The organism is Bradyrhizobium sp., from assembly GCF_035273305.1.
Classification (GTDB): domain Bacteria; phylum Pseudomonadota; class Alphaproteobacteria; order Rhizobiales; family Xanthobacteraceae; genus Bradyrhizobium.
Genome location: NZ_DATEPI010000299.1, coordinates 1 through 19,807, shown reverse-complemented (window position 1 = coordinate 19,807; position 19,807 = coordinate 1). Strand labels below are relative to the sequence as shown.

The 19,807-nt window shown below is 59.3% G+C and carries 22 protein-coding genes; 8 read left to right on the top strand and 14 right to left on the bottom strand.

The features are described 5' to 3' along the window. The first annotated feature begins 111 nt into the window (after window positions 1-111). On the top strand, window positions 112-1,299 hold the full coding sequence (locus tag VJV58_RS19610) for a hypothetical protein (RefSeq protein ID WP_324139023.1): 1,188 nt from the start codon (window positions 112-114) through the stop codon (window positions 1,297-1,299). Between the two features lie 14 nt (window positions 1,300-1,313). On the opposite strand, the gene VJV58_RS19605 is transcribed toward VJV58_RS19610, so the two are convergent. After that, the gene (locus VJV58_RS19605) at window positions 1,314-1,730 is read right to left on the bottom strand and encodes an META domain-containing protein (protein ID WP_324139022.1); all 417 of its coding nucleotides are present in this window, start codon (window positions 1,728-1,730) and stop codon (window positions 1,314-1,316) included. 208 nt (window positions 1,731-1,938) lie between these two features. Continuing rightward, window positions 1,939-3,603: an L-lactate permease gene (locus VJV58_RS19600; RefSeq protein ID WP_324139021.1), complete on the bottom strand. Its 1,665-nt coding sequence runs from the start codon at window positions 3,601-3,603 to the stop codon at window positions 1,939-1,941. Between the two features lie 293 nt (window positions 3,604-3,896). On the opposite strand from VJV58_RS19600, the gene VJV58_RS19595 reads away from it, so the two are divergent. Further along, window positions 3,897-5,663, top strand: a complete 1,767-nt coding sequence (locus tag VJV58_RS19595) for an ABC transporter ATP-binding protein/permease (protein WP_324139020.1) — start codon at window positions 3,897-3,899, stop codon at window positions 5,661-5,663. A gap of 446 nt (window positions 5,664-6,109) precedes the next feature. Here the strand turns inward: VJV58_RS19595 and VJV58_RS19590 are convergent, their stop codons facing one another. Then, window positions 6,110-7,090, bottom strand: a complete 981-nt coding sequence (locus VJV58_RS19590; RefSeq protein ID WP_324139037.1) for a TorF family putative porin — start codon at window positions 7,088-7,090, stop codon at window positions 6,110-6,112. Between VJV58_RS19590 and VJV58_RS19585 the strand changes: the two genes are divergently transcribed. Next, window positions 6,984-7,256 carry a hypothetical protein gene (locus VJV58_RS19585; protein WP_324139039.1) on the top strand — a complete coding sequence of 91 codons (273 nt, stop codon included), beginning with the start codon at window positions 6,984-6,986 and terminating at the stop codon, window positions 7,254-7,256. The two genes, VJV58_RS19590 and VJV58_RS19585, sit on opposite strands and share 107 nt — an antisense overlap. A gap of 258 nt (window positions 7,257-7,514) precedes the next feature. Here VJV58_RS19585 and VJV58_RS19580 read toward each other — a convergent pair whose 3' ends face one another. Genes VJV58_RS19580 through VJV58_RS19565 form a run of 4 tightly spaced genes read right to left on the bottom strand, consistent with a single transcriptional unit; the run spans window position 7,515 to window position 12,038 of the window. Further along, the gene (locus VJV58_RS19580; RefSeq protein ID WP_324139019.1) at window positions 7,515-7,931 is read right to left on the bottom strand and encodes a hypothetical protein; all 417 of its coding nucleotides are present in this window, start codon (window positions 7,929-7,931) and stop codon (window positions 7,515-7,517) included. A gap of 51 nt (window positions 7,932-7,982) precedes the next feature. Further along, window positions 7,983-9,299: a glycolate oxidase subunit GlcF gene (gene glcF, locus VJV58_RS19575; protein WP_324139018.1), complete on the bottom strand. Its 1,317-nt coding sequence runs from the start codon at window positions 9,297-9,299 to the stop codon at window positions 7,983-7,985. Further along, window positions 9,296-10,534, bottom strand: a complete 1,239-nt coding sequence (locus tag VJV58_RS19570; protein ID WP_324139017.1) for an FAD-binding protein — start codon at window positions 10,532-10,534, stop codon at window positions 9,296-9,298. The genes glcF and VJV58_RS19570 overlap by 4 nt, the downstream gene beginning before the upstream one ends. A gap of 10 nt (window positions 10,535-10,544) precedes the next feature. Then, a complete protein-coding gene (locus tag VJV58_RS19565; RefSeq protein ID WP_324139016.1) occupies window positions 10,545-12,038 on the bottom strand; it encodes an FAD-linked oxidase C-terminal domain-containing protein in 1,494 nt (497 codons plus the stop codon). 228 nt (window positions 12,039-12,266) lie between these two features. On the opposite strand from VJV58_RS19565, the gene cycA reads away from it, so the two are divergent. Next, window positions 12,267-12,659 (top strand): cytochrome c-550 CycA, encoded by a 393-nt coding sequence (gene cycA, locus VJV58_RS19560; RefSeq protein WP_324139015.1) that lies wholly within the window; start codon window positions 12,267-12,269, stop codon window positions 12,657-12,659. Window positions 12,660-12,726: 67 nt separating this feature from the next. On the opposite strand, the gene VJV58_RS19555 is transcribed toward cycA, so the two are convergent. Further along, window positions 12,727-13,695 (bottom strand): alpha/beta hydrolase, encoded by a 969-nt coding sequence (locus VJV58_RS19555; RefSeq protein WP_324139014.1) that lies wholly within the window; start codon window positions 13,693-13,695, stop codon window positions 12,727-12,729. Between the two features lie 323 nt (window positions 13,696-14,018). Here VJV58_RS19555 and VJV58_RS19550 point away from each other — a divergent pair, with 323 nt between their 5' ends. Continuing rightward, a complete protein-coding gene (locus tag VJV58_RS19550; protein ID WP_324139013.1) occupies window positions 14,019-14,201 on the top strand; it encodes a hypothetical protein in 183 nt (60 codons plus the stop codon). Here VJV58_RS19550 and VJV58_RS19545 read toward each other — a convergent pair. The 5 genes from VJV58_RS19545 to VJV58_RS19525 all read right to left on the bottom strand — a co-directional run bounded on the left by VJV58_RS19545 (window position 14,198) and on the right by VJV58_RS19525 (window position 16,628). Then, window positions 14,198-14,467: a hypothetical protein gene (locus VJV58_RS19545; RefSeq protein ID WP_324139012.1), complete on the bottom strand. Its 270-nt coding sequence runs from the start codon at window positions 14,465-14,467 to the stop codon at window positions 14,198-14,200. The two genes, VJV58_RS19550 and VJV58_RS19545, sit on opposite strands and share 4 nt — an antisense overlap. A gap of 118 nt (window positions 14,468-14,585) precedes the next feature. Continuing rightward, window positions 14,586-15,176: a tetratricopeptide repeat protein gene (locus VJV58_RS19540; protein WP_414641530.1), complete on the bottom strand. Its 591-nt coding sequence runs from the start codon at window positions 15,174-15,176 to the stop codon at window positions 14,586-14,588. Between the two features lie 161 nt (window positions 15,177-15,337). Continuing rightward, window positions 15,338-15,463, bottom strand: coding sequence for a type B 50S ribosomal protein L36 (gene ykgO, locus VJV58_RS19535; RefSeq protein ID WP_324139011.1), 126 nt, complete (start codon window positions 15,461-15,463; stop codon window positions 15,338-15,340). A gap of 232 nt (window positions 15,464-15,695) precedes the next feature. Next, window positions 15,696-16,133, bottom strand: coding sequence for a MaoC family dehydratase (locus VJV58_RS19530; RefSeq protein WP_324139010.1), 438 nt, complete (start codon window positions 16,131-16,133; stop codon window positions 15,696-15,698). A gap of 18 nt (window positions 16,134-16,151) precedes the next feature. Beyond that, a complete protein-coding gene (locus VJV58_RS19525) occupies window positions 16,152-16,628 on the bottom strand; it encodes a MaoC family dehydratase (protein WP_324139009.1) in 477 nt (158 codons plus the stop codon). An 89-nt stretch (window positions 16,629-16,717) separates the two neighbouring features. On the opposite strand from VJV58_RS19525, the gene VJV58_RS19520 reads away from it, so the two are divergent. From VJV58_RS19520 to VJV58_RS19510, 3 genes are read left to right on the top strand one after another with little or no spacing between them, the layout of a single operon-like run. Further along, window positions 16,718-17,602 carry an amidohydrolase family protein gene (locus VJV58_RS19520; protein ID WP_324139008.1) on the top strand — a complete coding sequence of 295 codons (885 nt, stop codon included), beginning with the start codon at window positions 16,718-16,720 and terminating at the stop codon, window positions 17,600-17,602. Window positions 17,603-17,661: 59 nt separating this feature from the next. Then, window positions 17,662-18,408: a haloacid dehalogenase type II gene (locus VJV58_RS19515; RefSeq protein ID WP_324139007.1), complete on the top strand. Its 747-nt coding sequence runs from the start codon at window positions 17,662-17,664 to the stop codon at window positions 18,406-18,408. Further along, on the top strand, window positions 18,398-18,865 hold the full coding sequence (locus VJV58_RS19510) for a YbaK/EbsC family protein (RefSeq protein ID WP_324139006.1): 468 nt from the start codon (window positions 18,398-18,400) through the stop codon (window positions 18,863-18,865). Before VJV58_RS19515 ends, VJV58_RS19510 begins: the two co-directional genes overlap by 11 nt. A 32-nt stretch (window positions 18,866-18,897) precedes the next feature. Here VJV58_RS19510 and VJV58_RS19505 read toward each other — a convergent pair. Continuing rightward, a partial coding sequence (locus tag VJV58_RS19505; RefSeq protein WP_324139005.1) for a tripartite tricarboxylate transporter substrate binding protein occupies window positions 18,898-19,807 on the bottom strand: 910 nt, incomplete at its 5' end.

Here is a 19,807-nt window from a genome sequence, read left to right as displayed (position 1 = left end):
CCGAGCCCGTTCACGACAGCAAATGAGTCGAAGGTAGGCCGCCTCCGCGCGGCCTTCTTTTATGGCGAAAAGGTCCATCGTCAGTGCCGATTCTGCCCTCGAGGAATTTACATGCGCGCGCTTCTGTTCTGCCTGATCGGCCTGCTGGTGCCCGATCTCGCCTGTGCCCAAATGAAGCTCTCACCGAAAGCCGCGCCGAACGGCAACGAGATCAGATATTTCACTTCGATGGATGGAGTGCTCGATGGCGCCGATGTCTTCCTGAAGGAAACGCGACAGGGCAAGATCGTCACCTCCGCGGTAATCGATGTCTGCTATCCAATCGACAGAGGTTCGGGTCGCATGGACCGGTTCGTCGCAGATCTTGCGGTGAACGGTCAATCGATGACCGGCAGCACGCAAAGCGCCGGCCAGAAATCGCCTGTGACCATAAAACTCACACGCAAGCCGATCGGCGATACCTTCGAATTCAAGGGCCAGATCAGCATCGGGCAGAAGGTGACCGAAGTCGCTTCATCAGACAATTCCGACCTCAGCGAAAAGGAGTTCACTGACAATCAGGCCGTTGATGATGGCATCAATACTGCGCCAAAAGATTTTACCGAAGTATCTCCGGAAGCTATCGCCGTGAGGATAAAGCTCGGCGCAGCGGTGGATTTCCTGAAAGGGCTGAAGGGACAGGAACTGGAGGTTGCCTCGAACAGTCTAACCGTGCCCTGTCATGCACTTCGCTCGGGCGAGCAGATCATCAACATGTCGGCGGATCCCGAACGCGCCTCCGCTCTGGTTGCCAAATTCAAGTCGCAACCCGGCGTCGTCGCAGCCGGCTGGACCGGCGGAATCATCGACATGGAACGCGCCGTCCGATTTTCGGCGACTGAATGGCGCAATACAGACAAGATAAACAAGGAGAAGGTCGCGGACGCCATTGCCCGGGTGCTGGCAAAAACATTCGCTGCGAAATTGGCATCCTCAGCTTGGAGCGCCAATACCGGAGCGCTGAAATTGACCTTCAAGCGCCCGAGCCAGCTCATTCCCGCGCTCGATCTCACCGAAACCATTGAGATGACAGCGTTGGTGGCTCCCGACAAACCCGGCGGATTCGATCGGTTGATGCTGTGGATCGGCAATCCTGCCATCTCAACAGCGGACGAGAATAGCGGAGCGAAACATAATGTGGCCGAGGACTCCAGTGGCGAGGAGGAAGGCGAGCCCAAGGACGACAATGGTGCCGTCGAGGCGCTGGCAAAGGAATTCAAGGGGCAACGCTGGGATTCGGACAAGGCCGCCTGGAAATAAGAAGCGCGACTTAATCAGTTGGTATTGATGCGGAAGCGCAGCGGCTTGGTCCCGATAAATGACACCAGATCATCCTGCCGTTTCCAGCTCGAGGCTTCACTCAGCGCAGCGATCAGCTCATCGTCGGCTTGTGCCCGCGCCGCAGGACAGGCGCGATCCTCGATCGGCCCGGCGACAAAAATAACGGTGTTGCCGGCGACCGAAAACTGTCCCTTGGCGGCCTTGCACCACAGTTGAAGAGCGGCCTCGCCATTGTCACCGATCTCGAGCGTCGGCAGCCGCTTCGATCCGGGCTGACGCGCCGCATCGAGTGTCATTTCGAGCCCGAATGGAAATCCGTCCTCGGCCTGAGCCGGGATCAGCTGGAAAGCGACCGTGGCAAGGACCAGCATGGCTGCGCCACGCCCGAGTAACTCTTTCACCGAAAACATGCAGACCCTCGAGGACACCCAAAATGTTTCTAGCGCATGATCTGGAAATTTGAGAGCGCTTAAAGAAAAATTTCGCTGCCCGCCTCGTGAAAGAATTTTTCCGGCAACCATGGGGTCGAGAGCAGGGCGTTGATTGGAATCTGTTGCGAAAGAAAATCCCCGCGGACCGGAGGCCGCGGGGATTCGATCGGTGGCGTTTGATCCTGTTTTATTTCAGGACCATCGCCGTGAACGGATAGACATAGGCCTGCAGGGTCACGAGAATGCCTACCAAACACGCAAGCACGATCGAGTGCAGGAACACGTAACGAAGGATCGAGCCTTCGTGGCCGTACCAGTTGGTCGCGGTCGAGGCGACGACGATCGATTGCGCGTCGATCATCTTGCCCATGACGCCGCCTGACGAGTTGGCGGCCGCCATCAACACCGACGGCAGCCCTAATTGTTCGGACGTGATCTTCTGCAAGTTGCCGAACAGAATGTTAGACGCGGTGTCCGATCCCGTTAGCGCGACGCCCAACCAGCCGAGCAGCGTGCCGAAGAAGGGATAGAGCACGCCGGTCGCGGCGAACGCCAGACCAAGGGTCGCATCGACGCCCGAGAGGCGTGTCAGCGTGCCGATCGCCAACATCGCCGAGATGGTGATCAAGGAGATGGCGCAAAGCTTGATGGTGCGCCCATATTCCCCGATCAACCTGGCCGGATTTAAACCCATCAGGAAGCCGGAAATGATCGCGGCGATCAGCATGCCTGTTCCGGTGAACGATAGATAGGTGAAGCCGAATACCGCGCCTTCCGGCGTTGGCTTCGCCGCCACCGGCGGGACCTTGTTGATCATGTTGTGCAGTTCAGGAACCGGATAATTCCAGGTGAAAATCGAGTTCGCCCAGGTCTTGAACGCACCATTGCCCCAGATCAGCATCACGACGCAGACGATGATCCATGGCAGCAACGCGGTCCAGAGTTCGCGTTGGGTGAGCGGTGTCTTGTCGAGCGCGGCCGCCTTGGCCATCGTAGCGGCCGATTCATCCCTGCCGCGCAAAGCCGGCGACAGCCATAACTGCCTCGGTTGCCAGACCTTCAGGAACAGGATCAGGCACCCCATCGAAATCAGGGAGGCGCCGATATCGACAATCCAGGGATTGATGAAGTTCGAGATGACGAACTGCGGTATCGCGAACGAAACGCCTGTAACAAGAATGGCCGGCCAGACCTCCTTCATGCCTCTCCAGCCCGCGAACGCCCAAACCACCCAGAACGGAACGATCAGCGAGAAGACCGGCAACTGCCGCCCGACCATCGCACCAAGGATATAGGGGTCCAGACCGGTCACGGAGGCGAGGCCCTGGATCGGCGTACCGAGCGCGCCGTACGCGACCGGCGCCGTGTTGGCGATCAGTGAGAGACCGGAAGCGGCGAGTGGCGAAAAACCAAGACCGAGCAGGATCGAACCGGTGATCGCCACCGGCGTGCCAAATCCAGATGCGCCCTCAAAGAACGCGCCGAACGAAAACGCGATCAGCAGCAGCTGCAGCCGGCGGTCTTCCGTCACGCCGCCGACGGCCCTTTTGAGCAATTCGAATTTTCCTGTCACGAGCGTGATTTGGTAGAGAAAGATAACGTTGAGAACGATCCAGCCGATCGGGAAAAATCCGGCAACCACACCGAGCAGCGAAGCGCGAATCGACATCCCGGCAGGCATGGTGAAGATGAAGATCGTGATCAGGTTAGTGACGATCACCGCAATGATCGCGGCGATATGCGCCTTGACCTTGCCGCTGGCGATGAGCACCAGAAGCGTGACCACCGGGACGGCGGCGGCGATGGTCGAAAGGGCCGCGTTGCCCAGCGGATTATAGATTTGATTCCACATTGCGCTTTCTCCCCACGCCCCTATACGGCAAGCCGACCAGCGTGAACGGTCCGGCATGTCTGGCTTGGTGTTAGGGACTTCAGCATGCGCGAAAACGGCACCGAACTGGCCCTCCGCTCACAACCGTGCGAAGTGTGGCTCGTCCCCCGCCCCTCGCCGTTGCCCCATGCTAGGGTTGACTTGGAGGCGGGGACAAGCCGCTGTATACCAGCAAAAGTACGACTTTAGTCTAGCTGAGCATAATTCCCCCATCTTCTGAGGCTGTTAAAGCTATTTTCCGGAGACGGCAATCTGTGAACAACATCCGCTCGACGCTCGCAATCGTATGGCGGATCGCTGCTCCGTACTTCCGTTCCGAAGACCGATTCGCCGGGCGCCTGTTGCTCGCAGCGGTGATTTCAATCGAACTCTCGCTCGTTCTGATCAACGTGCTGCTGAACCAGTGGAACAACCGGTTTTACAACGCGCTTCAAGAAAAGAACTGGGACGGGTTCGTCACAGAGATCGGCATCTTTTCTCTGCTAGCGACTTTTTATATCGCGCTTTCGGTCTACCAGCTCTACCTCAACCAGTGGCTTCAGATCCGGTGGCGTCTATGGATGACTTCGACCTATTTGGGAGAATGGCTGCATGACGCAAATCATTATCGCATGCAGTTGCTCGGCGACGCAGCCGATAATCCGGACCAGCGCATCACCGACGATGTGAAACTATTTGTCGAGCAGACGCTGAACATCGGCGTCGGGCTATTGAGTTCAATCGTTACGCTGGCGTCCTTTGTCGTTATTCTTTGGGGCCTCTCTTCGACCGCGCCGATGCACATTTTAGGCCGCGAGTTCGAGATACCGGGCTATCTCGTGTGGGGCGCGCTGATCTACGCGATCTTCGGAACGGCATTGACGCAATGGATCGGATCTCCCCTGGTCAGCCTTGATTTCCAGCAGCAGCGCTTTGAAGCGGATTTCCGCTTCAACCTGGTTCGGGTCCGTGAAAACTCGGAGCAAATCGCGCTGTTACAAGGCGAGACTGCGGAGCGGCAACGGCTATCGGGTCGATTCGGCCGGGTGGTGGGAAACTGGTATCGAATTATGTGGCGGACGAAGCGGCTCACGGCCTTTACCGCGAGCTATTCACAAGCGGCCGTGATTTTCCCCTACATTCTGGTGGCGCCGGCCTACTTTGCCAACAAGATCCAGCTCGGCGGCATGATGCAGACCGCATCCGCCTTCTCAAGCGTACAACAATCGTTATCGTTTTTCGTCTCCACGTATCGGACGCTCGCCGAATGGCGAGCTGTCGTTGCGCGCCTCGATGGCTTTGAGACCGCGATCAAGAAGGCGGAAGTGGTGGCGAGCAGCACGGATTCGATCGAAGTCGTTCCGTCGGCCGGCAGCCGCAACATCGAACTCAAGCAGCTGCTGATTAGACTGCCCAACGGCACGCCGCTGGTTTCTGCCCAGAGCTTCAACATCCAGGGCAATGAGCGCACCTTGGTTACCGGCCCGTCGGGTGCCGGCAAGTCGACACTGTTTCGTGCCATTGCCGGCATTTGGCCGTTCGGCAGCGGCTCGATCGGAATCCCCGCAAAGGCGACGCTGATGATGCTGCCGCAGCGTCCATATTTTCCGGTCGGCTCACTTAAGGCTGCGATCGTCTACCCGGCCGAGCCGGAAGTGTTTAGTTCGGATCAGGTCGCGGACGTCGTGATGGCGGTAGGGCTGCCGCAGCTCGCATCCAAACTTGAGGAGGATGCGCATTGGAACCGCATGCTGTCGCTGGGCGAGCAGCAGCGCCTCGGGCTCGCGCGGGCGCTATTGCACCAGCCGCAATATCTTTTCCTCGATGAGGCCACAGCCTCGCTCGATGAAGCATCCGAGGAGGCGCTTTACAGGCTTCTCGAAAAGAAATTGCCGGCCGCTACCATCATCTCGATCGGTCATCGTTCCACGCTTCAGAGCTTCCACCAGCGCAAGGTCGCGCTAACGCGCGACGGGGATCGATTTGCGCTGCCGAATCGAAGCGAGGCAGTCAAGCCCGCTAGCGATGCTCCCTTGGTTTGACGAGCGGAGCTTGAAGCATTTTCGAGCGAAGTGGACGCCGCTTAGCGCGAAGCAAACGGGTCCGAAAAAATGAGCTACGGCCGATACTGTCTCATCAGGAAGCGATCAGACTCTAGGTCGATCGGCGATGCTGGCGACCACTGGCCGGCGTCGAACGGGCGGCAATATCAGCGCAAAGCGAGATGAAGGTCTTTTCGCCGCACGGGCATTTGAACAGGTGAAACGTTCGGCCGGTCGAGGGGTCAAGCATGCTGGAAACGCGTCTCGATTCGTTGCCGCATCTGTCACAGCAGGCGGCCATCGGTTCTGGAGCGCGAATCATTGCTTGCATGTCGAGAATGGAATCGCTGCAAGCCCGCAAACACAACTGAAATTTTTCAAAAGACCTGAAAAAAACATTAGGGGCGGCAAATCGTTCTGCCGCCCCTTGTCTTCGAAAGCACCGCCTACTTCAAATTCGTCATCGCCGTCAGATCAGCCGAGAGCTTCACGATACCCGCCGCACCGCACCAGTTCGAGCCGAAGCCCCCTGGATTGATTGGCGTCACGAACGATGGGCTGAAGTTGGTTGTGGTGTGATCGCTGGTAAATGCGTTGCAGCTAGCCTTCGACAAGTTGGTATCGGAATAGCGCAGGTCAAGCGTGAACACTTTGTAGGTGAAGCCGACGCCGATATTCCAGGTGTTGTAGCTGGGTTCGGGAATTCCGGCCGAAAAATTGGCCAAAGGACTGACAACGCCATAAAACGAGTCAGACGTGCCGAACCACTGGCGACCGAACTCGCCCGAGATATACATTCCGACGCCGCTCGTACCGAACGTCGTGGTCGGTGCGGTCCACTTGCCGGTGATTGATGCGTAGTTGCCCCAGGCCCCGGTGTTGAGGAAATTCGGCGAGTAGTACTCGTTGGCCCCGATCTGAAATTGATCGTTAAGCGTCACGTTGACCTTGGCATACCCCTCATAAAAGCTTGCATTAGCCTTGGCCACGTTACCGTTGAGCGGCAAGTTACCGTTCTGAATGCACTGGAAGGAAGAGTCCGGGATGCCGGAGCCAGGAAATGCCGCCGAGTTGAAGCATTGCCCACCCGGATACAGATAGCCCCACAGGCCGAAATCGAACGCGAACATTCCGAAGGTGGGCCGGATACCGCCGTAGATGTCGACCTCTGCGGCGGCGCGGTTCGGAAACGAGATGCTCTCAAAGGAGCTTCCGACATATAGCTGCAGGTCCTTTGTCACGTTGTAGCGCGGCTCAAAATAAGCCGCCACCGATGGCTTGTGGTTCGACTGGGTGATGCCGCGGAAAATGTAGTCGTTCATGATCGCACTGCCAAAGGCGATATCCCACGGCTCAAATGCAGGGGGTGGCGGAGCCTTCAATGCTTTGAGCGACATGTCCGCACCGAATGCGGAAGCTGAAACCATCGTCAGCGCTGTCGCCAACAAAACCATTTTCTTCATGACCATCCCCACCAGATTAAAAGGTCAGTCTGATTCCCCGCGCCCCAAGGAGAAGCGACAATCGACTGCAGGCAAATCGGTACCTGAGTTCAATCTGGAACGCGCCATCAGAGCCGTGAAGCAAAAATGACGGGCATTTGCCGCCTTCTTGGGCGTTCTGGCGGTCTTGGCGAATGTAGTTGCAGGGTGTTGCATTCCGACAACAAGTGCGAACGTTTTTCGGAGACGCCCGAGACTTGGTCACCACCTGAACGAGATTGGTTTCACGGGACAAGAAGCGCCGGGCCAGCTCGCGGACCGATCGATTCGGCGTTGCTAAGCGGAACGGCCAAAGAGAAAGGCCGCAGCGCGGGGCGCTGCGGCCTTGAGCCAAACGCTTGCGCGTTGGTCAGTGCTCGTTATTGCCGTCGCTAGCCGAGCCAGAGGAGTTCTCTGTCGAATGTCCCCAGGAAGGGGCAGCCGGCGTGGCCCAGCTCGGGGCCGGAGCGGGAGACGGTGTAGCCGCGGGAGCTGGAGCGGCCTTTGGTGCGCGCTTCGCTGCTGACTTCTTCTTTGCCGGCGATTTTCCGGCGCTCGCCTTTTTGGCTGACTTTTTGCCTGCCTTTTTAGCTGACTTCTTCGGCGCAGCCGCTTTGGATTTCTTGGCGGATTTGGTTGCGGACCTGGCCTTCTTCGCTGATTTTCTTGAAGACTTCTTCGCTGATTTTTTCTTGGCCATCACAGAACTTTTCCTGCCCTTTTTAGCCTTCTTGCCAGCTTTCTTCTTTTTGCCTTTAGCCATCGTGATCCTCCTGTTGTCGCCCATCAATGTCCATCGAGCGTTCAAGTCGCCCGCCTCACGCGAGAGGCTCATTAATCAGGTCGATCCTGGTCTCGGACCGCCTGTCGCCCAATCGAGAAGCTCAATCGTGTGCACTACAGGAACTGACGTACCGCCGGCGATCTGCACCATGCATCCAATGTTGCCTGCGGCAATCATGTCCGGCCTTACCGTCGCAATGTTCGCGACCTTTCGGTCGCGCAATTTGTTCGCAATGTCGGGCTGGAGAATGTTGTAGGTCCCCGCCGAACCGCAACACAAATGGCTCTCGGGCACATCTTTCACCACGAATCCGCTCTTGGAAAGCAATTCTTTCGGAGCTTGCGTTATTTTCTGTCCATGCTGCAGAGAACAAGCCGAGTGATAGGCGACTACCATGCCCCCGGGTTGCTGCGCGGGCTGCAGCGACATGCCCTCGACATACTCCGTGATGTCCTTGGTCATCGCCGAAATTCTCGCCGCCGGTGCCGCGAAATCACGATCAGAACGCAGCATGTACCCGTAATCCTTGATTACGGTGCCACAACCTGACGTGGTCACGAGGATAGCGTCAAGGCCGTTTTGCTCGGCTTCCTTGACCCAAACACTGACATTGGTGCGGGCGCGCGCCAATGCGTCGTCGTCCCGTCCGAGGTGGTGGGAGAGCGCCCCGCAGCACTGCTCGTCCTTGACCAGGACCACCTCGACGCCGTGACGGGTCAAGAAGCTGACGGCCGCCTGGTTGATTCGCGGACCCAACACCTGCTGGGCACAGCCCTGCAGCAGAGCGACCCGCCCCAGCTTCTTGCCACGGGCGGCAAATACACTTCCGCCCGCCGGTCCCGGGGACGGCAGGGACGTGGGTGCAAGCGCCAGCATCGCTTTAAGCCGGCGCAACAAACCCGGATTCGCCGGGTCGACCTCGCGAGTCGGTAGCAGCGCGCCTAGCAATCGGCCGAACCGCGCCAGGATCATGGACGCCCGAAACCAATCCGGACGTGGCAATATCCAAGCGAGAGCGGTCCGGAGCAGGCGATCTGAAACCGGCCTCGTATATTCCTTTTCGATTCTCACCCGCGCCTGATCAACCAGATGCATGTAATTCACGCCGGAGGGGCACGTCGTCATGCAGGCGAGGCACGAGAGACAGCGATCGATGTGCTTGACGACTTCGGCGGTTGGTCGCTGGTTCTTCTCCAGCATCTCCTTGATGAGATAGATCCTGCCGCGCGGGCTATCGAGTTCATCCCCGAGTAGCACGTAAGTCGGACAGGTCGCAGTACAAAATCCGCAATGCACACAGGCGCGCAAAATCTTGTCGGCTTCCGCAATATCGGGATTGGCGAGTTGGGCGAGACTGAACTCGGTTTTCATGCCACGGAATCTCGTTTCATCCGGCCACGGTTCAAGATGGCCTTCGGGTCGAAGCTCTGGCGAACCCGTTCACTCAGGGCAGCGAGCCCAGCAGGCTGGGGATGGAATACATCGACGTTGCGGCGCATCTCATCCGACGCGCGCACCAATGTGGCGTGGCCGCCAGCGGCATCGACGTGACGACGTACGACGGCAGCGTGAGCGTCCGGCCTAGGAGGCAGTGCCGCCCAGATTAGGCCACCGCCCCAATCGTAGAACACGTCACCCCCGGTCTCCCGCGAAAGGCGCTGGCCCAGCGCGCCTCCCGAGGCTGGCGGACAAACGATTCGCCACACCGGCCAAATTCCCAACGCGCCATTAGCGGCAAAGGGCAGGATGTCGCGAACAGAACTCCAAACGAGGGCGGAGGCAGCGTCTTCGATGATTCGAGTCGACCCGAACGGCGCCAGCAGGCCGACGAGCCCGGCTGCGCGATGCTCGACAGAGGCGGCGATGCCCTCCAGCCGCAGCAAGGTTACGGCCATTGATGGCGATCCAAGCTCGCCGAACCCATTTGCCGGTGCTTGAAGCGCAGACTTCGGCACGTGCGCCGCACCGGACACATCAAATGGCGAGCCCAACCCTGCCGTCATCGCCCGGTTTGCGGTGATGTCATCGAGCCCGTGCAGCACCAAGGTACGCTCGCTCTCCGGCCGCGGCATCACCTTGAGCGTCACCTCGGTCATGACCGCTAGAGTGCCCCACGATCCCGCCAGCAATTTGCACAGATCATAGCCGGTGACATTCTTAACAACCCGCCCGCCGGCCTTGAAGCTGTCGCCGAAACCAGACACCCCATGCGCCCCCAAGAAGTGATCGCGGGCGCCGCCGGCCTTGATGCGGCGCGGCCCTGCAAATCCCGCTCCGAGCATGCCCCCGATTGTTGGTTTGGTTGCCGTGCCCAGCAGCGGGCCGGTGTCGGTCGGCTCGAATGCGAACTGCTGATTTTTCGAATCAATCAGCGACTGCACGTCGGCCAGAGGGGCGCCGGCTTGTACGGTGATGATTAACTCGCTCGGTTCATACGATGTCACCGCATTGAGCGCCGACAGATCAAGTACTGCATTTGTAGCCATCGGCTGGCCGATCAGCCGTTTCGAGCCATGGCCGACGATCTCCAGCGGCTGTTCGCTCGCGATCGCGGCGCGCACCACCTGCTCCACGTCCTGAGCGTCACGAACCTTGAGAGTGTCCACGCTCGCCCGCTTAAAACCGTGGGAGTTCTGGGAAAGCGAGCTTGCCGCGATGGACGTGCATGCGGCCAAGTTCGGCGCAGCGATGCAGGGTCGGAAAGACTTTGCCGGGGTTGAGCAAGCCTTGCGCGTCGAATGCACATTTCAGCCGCTGCTGCTGGTTCAGATCGATGTCGCTGAACATTTCGGGCATCAGATCGCGCTTCTCGATACCGACGCCGTGTTCACCGGTCAGCACGCCCCCGAGTTCGACGCACACTCGCAAAATGTCGGCGCCGAACGCTTCAGCTCGCGCCATTTCCCCAGGATTATTGGCATCGTAAAGAATTAACGGATGCAGGTTGCCATCGCCCGCATGAAACACATTGGCAACCCGAAGATCATACTTCGCAGAGAGGTCGCGGATACGCGCCAGCGCATCCGGCAATTTGCCACGCGGGATCGTACCATCCATGCAGAGATAGTCAGGCGAGATCCGGCCAACAGCGGGAAATGCCGCCTTTCGCCCCGCCCAGAACAGGTTGCGCTCGGCCTCTGACGTGGAGATCTGACATGTCGTCGAGCCGCAGCCCTGCGCGATCGCTTCCACGCGCTTGATCAACTCATCCACCTCGACGCCAGGACCATCGAGTTCGATGATCAAGAGCGCCTCGACGTCCAGGGGGTAGCCGGCATGGACAAAGGCCTCAGCGGCGTGGATTGCGGGCCTGTCCATCATTTCCATGCCGCCCGGAATGATTCCGGCGCCGATAATGCGCGCGACGCATTCGCCAGCCGCCTCCACTTGCGCGAAACCGACCATCAGGGCTCGCGCCGTTTCCGGCTTCTGAAGGATGCGGACCGTGACCTCGGTAATGACGCCGAGGAGCCCTTCCGATCCGGTGATGATTCCCATCAGATCGTAACCGCCGGGCTCGGCGGACTTGCCGCCGATCCTGATGATTTCACCGGTGATTAGCACGATCTCGCAACCCAAAATATTATTCGTGGTCATCCCGTACTTTAGGCAATGCACACCGCCGGAATTCTCCGCAACATTGCCGCCGATCGAGCAGGCAATCTGTGAAGACGGGTCAGGCGCATAGTAATATCCGGCATGGGCGACCGCCTGGCTGATGGCGAGATTGGTCACGCCCGGTTCGGCAACGACGACGCGGTTGTCGAAATCGATTTCGCGGATGCGTTTGAATTTACCTAGTCCGAGCAGCACAGCATCAACCAGGGGCAGCGCGCCGCCGGATAGCGATGTGCCCGAACCGCGCGGCACCACTTTGATGCCTTGTTGGAAACAGTGCTTAAGAACCTGCGATACCTGCTCGGTGGTGTCAGGCAACACCACCACCATCGGCGGCTGTCGATACGCCATCAAACCATCGGACTCGTAGGGGAGCATTTCGGCGGCAGTATCGATTACGCCCTCGCCAGGCACCATTGCGCGCAGCGCGGCTACGATTTCATCGCGACGGTCGAGCACCGTCTGGTCGGCGGCCGGCATCAAGATCGACATCTTTAGTTCTCCCAGGCCTGTTCAGCCCCGAGCGTGTTTCAGCTCGCCGGTTTTTCAAAGATGAATCAACCACATCTGGAGAGCTTTGGGTAGCTTTCGGGGCGGTGCCACTATGCAAAAGCATTAGACAGGCGGACCGCGGCGCCGGCGTTCATGACTTGTCGATAGCGCGCAGCCCGTGCAACAACGGCGGTACCGTCGCCCCGCCACACCCAGCACGAGCACATCATGAAACAACTGACCCTGAGCGCCCTTGTTTTAATCATGTCGTCCGTAACCAGCAGCATCGTGCTGGCGCAGGACGTTGCGGCCGGCAAGAGTTCCTTCAACAAATGCATGGCCTGCCACTCCATCGGCGAAGGCGCCAAAAACAAGGTCGGCCCGGAGCTCAATGGACTGGACGGCCGCAAGTCCGGCACGGCGCCGGGTTACAACTATTCTGATGCTAACAAGAACTCCGGCATCACCTGGAACGAGGCCCAGTTCAAGGAATACATCAAGGATCCGAAAGCCAAGATTCCCGGCACCAAGATGGCTTTCGCCGGAATCAAGAACGAGAAAGAAATCAACGATCTCTGGGCGTTTATTTCGCAATACGATAAGGACGGCAAAACCAAGTAAGCGCGCAGCCGCTTTGGTTGCACCGAGTAGACCCACCGACCAGTTCTCGCGAGGTCAAAAAACGCGGTCAGGAGATGACCGCCGGAGCGGGTTCGTGGCGCGTAACGTTTGCGATCACGGCTTCGATCTCCGCAACGACGAGGTCGGGTACGGCATTCGGGATTGCGTGACCGACATTCGGCAGCACGATCAGCTTTACGTCAGCGGCGGCTTTGGCGAACGGCCGTGAATGAATGTTTGTCGTCACGCTGTTGTCGGCGCCGCCCGAAATCACCACCGTCGGCACCCGGATATCGCCATAGCGTGGCGCCTGCTCGGCTACCGCATCTTTCAACGTCACCAAATCCCGGGCATTGGCAAGAAATTCGCGCGGGCGCAGCAGCAAACGAGTTGCGCTGGTTGAAATAAAATCGTCCGGCATGATCTGCGGCAGGAATACGCGGCGCGCACCGCGCGCTGCCAGGAAAATGCCGAGCGGAAGCGTGACCGTGTAAGCGAGCAACGGACCGATCAGCGGCTTGGCGATGAGCCGGTTGTACCACCCAACACCACCTCGCCACGGGTAGGCTACCGGTGCCAGCATGATCAGCGCCGCTATCCGCTCAGGATGCGCAAGCGCCATCGAGGCGCCGAGCGCGCCGCTCCAGGAATGCACGACCAACACCACCGGGCCGAGCCCGAGTTTTTGCAGCCCTTCGTCGATCATCTTGCCTTGAATGGCTGGCGTCGAATCTGCCAGCCGCTCGCGCGTGCTCCAGCCATGGCCGGGGCGATCAATGAGGATTACCCGATGGTTTTTGGCCAAGCGTTCGCCGAGCGACCGGCGCATGATTTCGAGATTTGAACTCGCTCCATGAATCATCACGACAGGCGGCCCCACAGCGTCTCCCGGACCGAGATCGAGAACGTTGAGTTTGGCCCCAGCCACCTCGACGATGCTGCCCTGTGCCGGATGAATGCGCTGAATAACCCGGACGCCGGCTTGAGTGATCAAGGCCAGCATGGCTACCGCCGCGACGAGCAGGATTGTTGTCATTGAGCTTTCCGACGGCCTGAAAACTAGGCTCCCATCACGAGGCGGTTTGCTGTCTCCTCGCTCGCGGGTTGGCCCGCGCTGCAGTAAAGCCGCGATCCATCAAAGCTTGTATCCCAGGGCAAACCATGAGTTGTGGGCAAAATGCGCGAGTTCTCCTCCAGTTTGCATGCGCCTTCATATCGCCGTCATCGGTATCTTTATGGGCGCCTTCACCTGCACTGCCGGTGACAGATACGATCGAGGCGCTCGAAATTGTCCACGCAATCCACAGGAACGCGGACGGGGCTCTCCGGTTTATTCAAGGGGCATTTGGAGGCCTATCGATGAATTCGAGACCGAGCGAAACTGCGATTGATCGGATTGTGGCCAACCACGACGGCGACATTCATGGGGCGTTGCGCGCCCTTCTGCTGGTTAACGAGCAGTTGGAGGCCGAGCTTCAGCAGCTTTACGCAGCGGTCGCCGTGGGCGGGCCTTTCGAGCGCGGCACTAACGCGCTGCATTAGGATCGCTTTTCGCAGCGATCCTTGCAGTCTGCCGGCGGATCTTCTTCCTTTGGACAAACGCTGATCGTGGAGCGGGCGAGCTTCGCGTCCGACAGCGATTCGAACGGACCGTCCCCGAACCAGATGTTGCCGTAGATGACCGGATTGCTCGTCACGATCTCGCATTTGTTGGTCGCATGATTGCCAACGACCCAAAAGCGTCCGGCGGCATCAGAATTCGTCGCAACCGGCAACACCATCGCGCCGGCGATAAGCCAGGATTTCATCTCTTCGCTCCCACGATGGGGACAAGCGGCTAATTGGGGTTAGCGAAAAGTGTTCCAGCCCACAATGGACCGGTTGAGATGTTGGTTAACTCGCGCGATCGGATCGCTGAGTTATCAATCAAATATCGCGGCCCTCGACCTTTTCACTTAAGCTCTTGACGAGCTCCGGCACCTTTTCGAGGTGCGGATTGATCGCGAGCGCCTTGCGAAACGCATCGAGCGCCCGCTTCTCGTCGCCAAGATCCTGCATGATCATTCCGAGTCCCGCCAACGCGCCGAAATGCCGGGGCTCTCGAACCAGCACCTGCTGGATGTCCTGCAAGGAGTGTGCGTAATCATTTCGCAGATAGTACAAGGTCGCGCGTCTGTTCCACGCCTCGATGTAATCGGGACGGAGCTTCACGAGCGCATCGAGCAATTTCTGAGCAACGTCGATCTGTTGGGCATCCATCGCGGCCTTGGCGCGCATCATCAGCAGTGCCGCCGTATCGCTCGGCGTCTGCAGCCAGAGCGCCCATATCCGGGCTTCGACGTGCTTGGCGCTGGCCTCGTCCGGTGCCGCCTTGAGCGCGCCGAACAGGAAGTCCAGGCCGCGCGAGCGGTCGGCGCCGACTTTCGGGAGCTTGGTGGGCGGCTCTGGGGGAAGTTTCTTCTCGCGCTTGGGCGGCGGAGGCTGCGGATCGTCCGCAAACCCAACCGCAGGCGTCAGCGCAATGACGGCGGCGATGAAGAGCGCCGTCACGCCGCCGGTTGGGTTTGGGAATCTCAATCGCATTCCCAAAGTCTAGACCTGCGCAATCGCGCCGCAAGCAATAAAGGCTCAAAGACCCGTGAGGAGGAGGATTCCGCGGGGCTGCCCGGGACGCAGGATCAACCCTGGCGCGCCTTGAAGCGGCGCTGGACCTTGTTGATCACATAGACCCGGCCCTTGCGGCGCACGAGGCGGTTGTTGCGGTGACGGGCGCGCAGTGATTTCAGGGAGTTACGGACCTTCATGAGACAATCCTGATGCGTTGAAAGGCCGTGTTCGGCACTAAGCGCTGAAGCCCGAAAATACGAAAACAGGCCACCTCCCGCCGACGGCCGTGCCGTCCGGGATGCGCGGTTTCTAAGCATGGACCGGTCGGATGTCAATCGAAACGGCCCGAAAGACCATTCTGCCCGCCCAGGGCCGGCGGGGCGCCATCCGGCCGGAAATGCTCCCGTGAGGTTGAAAGTGCTTGCAGAATCAAGCGGCCGGGAACTCAACCATGGCCTCGCCGCTAGCCACTTTCTCGCCCGTTTGGTTGCACACGGTGACGTCGATCAGCACCCAGTGCGATTTCGCGGTCGCCTGCTTGGATCTAATGGTTCCGACGGGCTGGATGATATCGCCGGGCCGAACCGGTTTGATCCACCTCGTCTCGAGCCGGCGATGAATGGCGCCGGCGGCATAGGCCCAATCGGTAATCATGCGCGAAATCAGCCCGAAATTGTTCATGCCGTGCATGATAATCCCGCCGAAATTGGTCTTGCCGAAATTGCCTTCCATGTACTCGTCGTCTAGATGCAACGGATTGTAATCAAGCGAGGCATCGCAGAACAGACGAATGGATTCGCGGCTGACCGGGAATTTCGGACCCTCGATACTGTCCCCCGCGCGAAGGCTTTCGAAGGCTACGCTCATCGTTCCCACTCCTGACACTTATTGCGGCCGAATGGTCCAGCCACGGCCCGAACAGATCACCTCGCCATGCTGGTTGAAGAAGACATTGTCGTGCACCACGAACAGCCGCTCGCGCTTGATGAATTTATCGAGCGCGCGCGCCTGCAGCGTGATCACGTCCCGGGGCCGGGCGGGAATGTTGTAGCTCCATGATTGCCCGGCATTGACGGTGCCCGGGCTGCGCATCCAGTCGTCGGCTGGTGTGCAGGCAAACATCAGGAGAATATGGATCGAGGGCGGCGCGATCAGCCCGCGATATATCGTTCGCTTCGCATACTCCTCGTCGAAATAAATCGGATGGTTTTCGCCGACAGAGGCGCAATAGAGTTCGATAGCCTCTCGCGTCAGGGTGTAAGGAATGGTCTTGCGCGGCTCGCCGGGAACGATGTCGTCCCAGCCTTTCCGCAAATTGGCATGTTTCCAGAAGTCGGTCTCGAAGCCTTCCGCCTGCCCCACTTCATCCTCCCGTTTCGGCTATCTTGCCTGTTTGTCATATAGTGTAATCAATTTCGCACCCCTGCAATCGATCGCCTCAGGAACTCAGCATGCCCACCTTGACGCTACCGAATATCGAAGAGGCCGTGGCAATCGACATCCATACCCATGCCGAAGAGCCCTGCGGAATGCATGCGGATGATGGATACGACGATTTCCAGACGCAGATGGCCGAATATTTCAAGTCGCCCAACAAACACCCGCCCACCGTGCCGGAGACCGCCGCTTACTATCGTTCGAAGAAGATCGCCGCCGTGATTTTCCCGGTCGACGCCGAGCGAGAGACCGGGTTCCGGCGCTACAACAATTACGAAATGCTGGAGATCGCCGCGCAGAATTCGGACGTGCTGATCCCGTTTGTCAGCATCGATCCGCACAAGGGCAAGCTCGGGGTTCGCGAGGCTCGCAACCTAATCGAGGAATACGGCGTCAAAGGTTTCAAATTCCATCCGACCATGCAGGGCTTCTACCCCAATGATCGTATGGCCTATCCGCTGTATGAGGCAATCAATGAGGGCGGGGCAATCGCGCTGTTTCACACCGGACAAACCGGGGTCGGATCTGGAATGCCCGGCGGCATGGGAATGCGGCTGAAGTATTCCAATCCGATGTACATGGACGATGTCGCGGCGGATTTCCCTGACCTCAAGATCATCCTCGCGCACCCGTCTTTCCCTTGGCAGGAAGAAGCGCTCTCGGTCGCGACCCACAAGCCGAACGTCTATATCGACCTCTCCGGCTGGTCGCCGAAATATTTCCCGCCGATCCTGGTTCGCTACATCAATTCGATCCTGCAGGACAAGATGCTGTTCGGTTCGGACTGGCCGGTGATTACGCCGGACCGGTGGCTTGCGGATTTCGGCAAACTGGAGATACGCGATGAGGTCAGGCCGAAAGTGTTGAAGGCCAACGCGCGCAAACTTCTGGGCATTTGAACGAGCGCAGGCGAATTCACGACCGCGGCTCGGGCGGCATCGGAAAATGAGCAGGCCAGGTGATGATCAAAGCTGTTGTGTTCGATGCCTATGGGACGCTGTACGACGTCCAGTCGGTCGCTGCCGTGACCGAGGAGGCCTTCCCCGGCTATGGCGACATCATCACCCAGATCTGGCGCATCAAGCAGCTCGAATATACTTGGTTGCGTTCGCTGATGATGCGCTATGAGGACTTCTCTGTCGTCACGCGGGATTCACTTGCCTACACGCTACGGGTGCTGGGGCTCGAACATGACAGTGCCGTCTTCGAGCGGCTGATGGATAAACATCTGCACCTCGAACTGTACCCGGATGCAATGTCGGCGCTGGCAGCGATGCGGAACCGCAAGCTTGCGATCCTTTCCAATGGAAGTTCCGGAATGCTTGAGGCACTGGTGCGCAACAGCGGCCTCGATCGCGTGCTCGACGCGACGATCAGTGTTGATACGAGGAAAATGTTCAAACCCGCGCCTGATGCTTACGGCCTGATCGAAGCCGTGCTTGGGGTACCTTCGGCCGAAGTGCTCTTTATATCGTCGAACCCATGGGACGCTTGCGGCGCGAAAGCATTTGGCTTGAACGTCGCATGGATCGAACGCGTGACACCTGAGGCGATAGCGCTGGCCTGCGTCGACAGCGAACTTGTCTCCCCGCTCACCATGTTCAAGGCGATCCGAACGCAAATGGATGAGCTCGGGCTGGAGCCGGACTATCGCATCCACGCGCTGACGGAATTGCCAGCGCTGGTCGCCGCTCATGAGTCTTGAATCGGTGCGCGAGTTCTTTGCGCAGAAGGCCCCCGAGATCGCGGTGATCGAGTCGCCTCTGAGTTCGGCGACGGTGGCGCTCGCCGCGGAGGCCTATGGCGTCACGCCCGGACGTATCGCGAAAACGCTGTCGCTTCGGATCGGCGAGCGCGTGGTGCTGATCGTCGCCAGCGGCACCGCGCGCATGGACAACAAAAAGGTCAAGGCACTGTTCGGCGGCAAACCGAAGATGCTCGGCCTCGAGGAGGTTTCCGAGATCACCGGCCACGAAGTTGGCGGCGTTTGCCCCTTCGGGCTGAAAACGCCTTTGCCGATCTACTGTGACGTCTCGTTGAAGGCGTTCGACGAGGTGGTGCCGGCGGCGGGATCGACTCACAGCGCGGTGCGGATCGCGCCATCGCGTATGGCTGAACTAACCGCCGCCGAATGGGTCGATGTCTGCCAGCATCAGTCTTAACGCCGCTCGAAGAAAACTGGCCGCCCGTCGTTCTATTCCACTTTGCCGATTTTCTTCACCGCCGCGATCAGCCGGGCGCTGTCCGCGGCGACGAACTTCGAAAACTCGGGCGCATCCATGTAGGCGACCGGGCTTCCAGCGGTCTCGAAGGTTTTGGCCACCTCGGGCGTCTTCACTGCCTGGGCCATCGCATCCCGCAATCGCATCATGATCGGCCCGGGCAACTCAGTCTGCGCGAAAAGGCCCGCCCAAATGTAGAATTCGACATCGTTGTAGCCGAGTTCCCTGAATGTAGGCAGATCGGGAAAGCTCGCAATTCGCTCCGCGCCCCAGTTCGCCAGCACTCGCATCTTGCCGTCGTCGACCTGCTGCTTCAGCGTGCCTGGCGCCGAGGCCAACGCCTGCACCGTGCCGCTCAAGAGCGCCGTCAAGGCCGGGCCGGCTCCACGAAACGGGATGTGCAGCAACTTGATTCCGGCGCTGGCCGCGAACATTTCCATGGCGACGTGCAGCGTGCCGTACGGCCCGGAGGAGCCGTACGGAATTTCGCCGGGGCGTTTCTTGGCATCCTCGACGAAATCCTGCAGCGTCTTCCAGGGCGCGGAAGCTGGCACCGCAAGCAAGGTGGGGTCCGCGAGCACGCGCGCCACCGGTGCGAATTGCGAGACTTCGTACGCCACCGGACGACCGAACAGCCGATCGGCTTCCGGGAGCACCGCCAGCGAGGACAACGTCATCAGCAAAGTATAGCCGTCCGGCTCCGCGCGCGCCGCAGCGGCGTTGCCGATCGATCCTCCGGCGCCACCGGCGCGGTTGTCGACGATGAACGGCTTGCCCAAAATCTTCTCAAGCGCCAGCGCTACCGGCCGTGCGGCGAGATCCGCTTGGCCGCCCGCGGGGAACGGCACGATCATGGTGACATTGCGAGCGGGCCACGCAGCT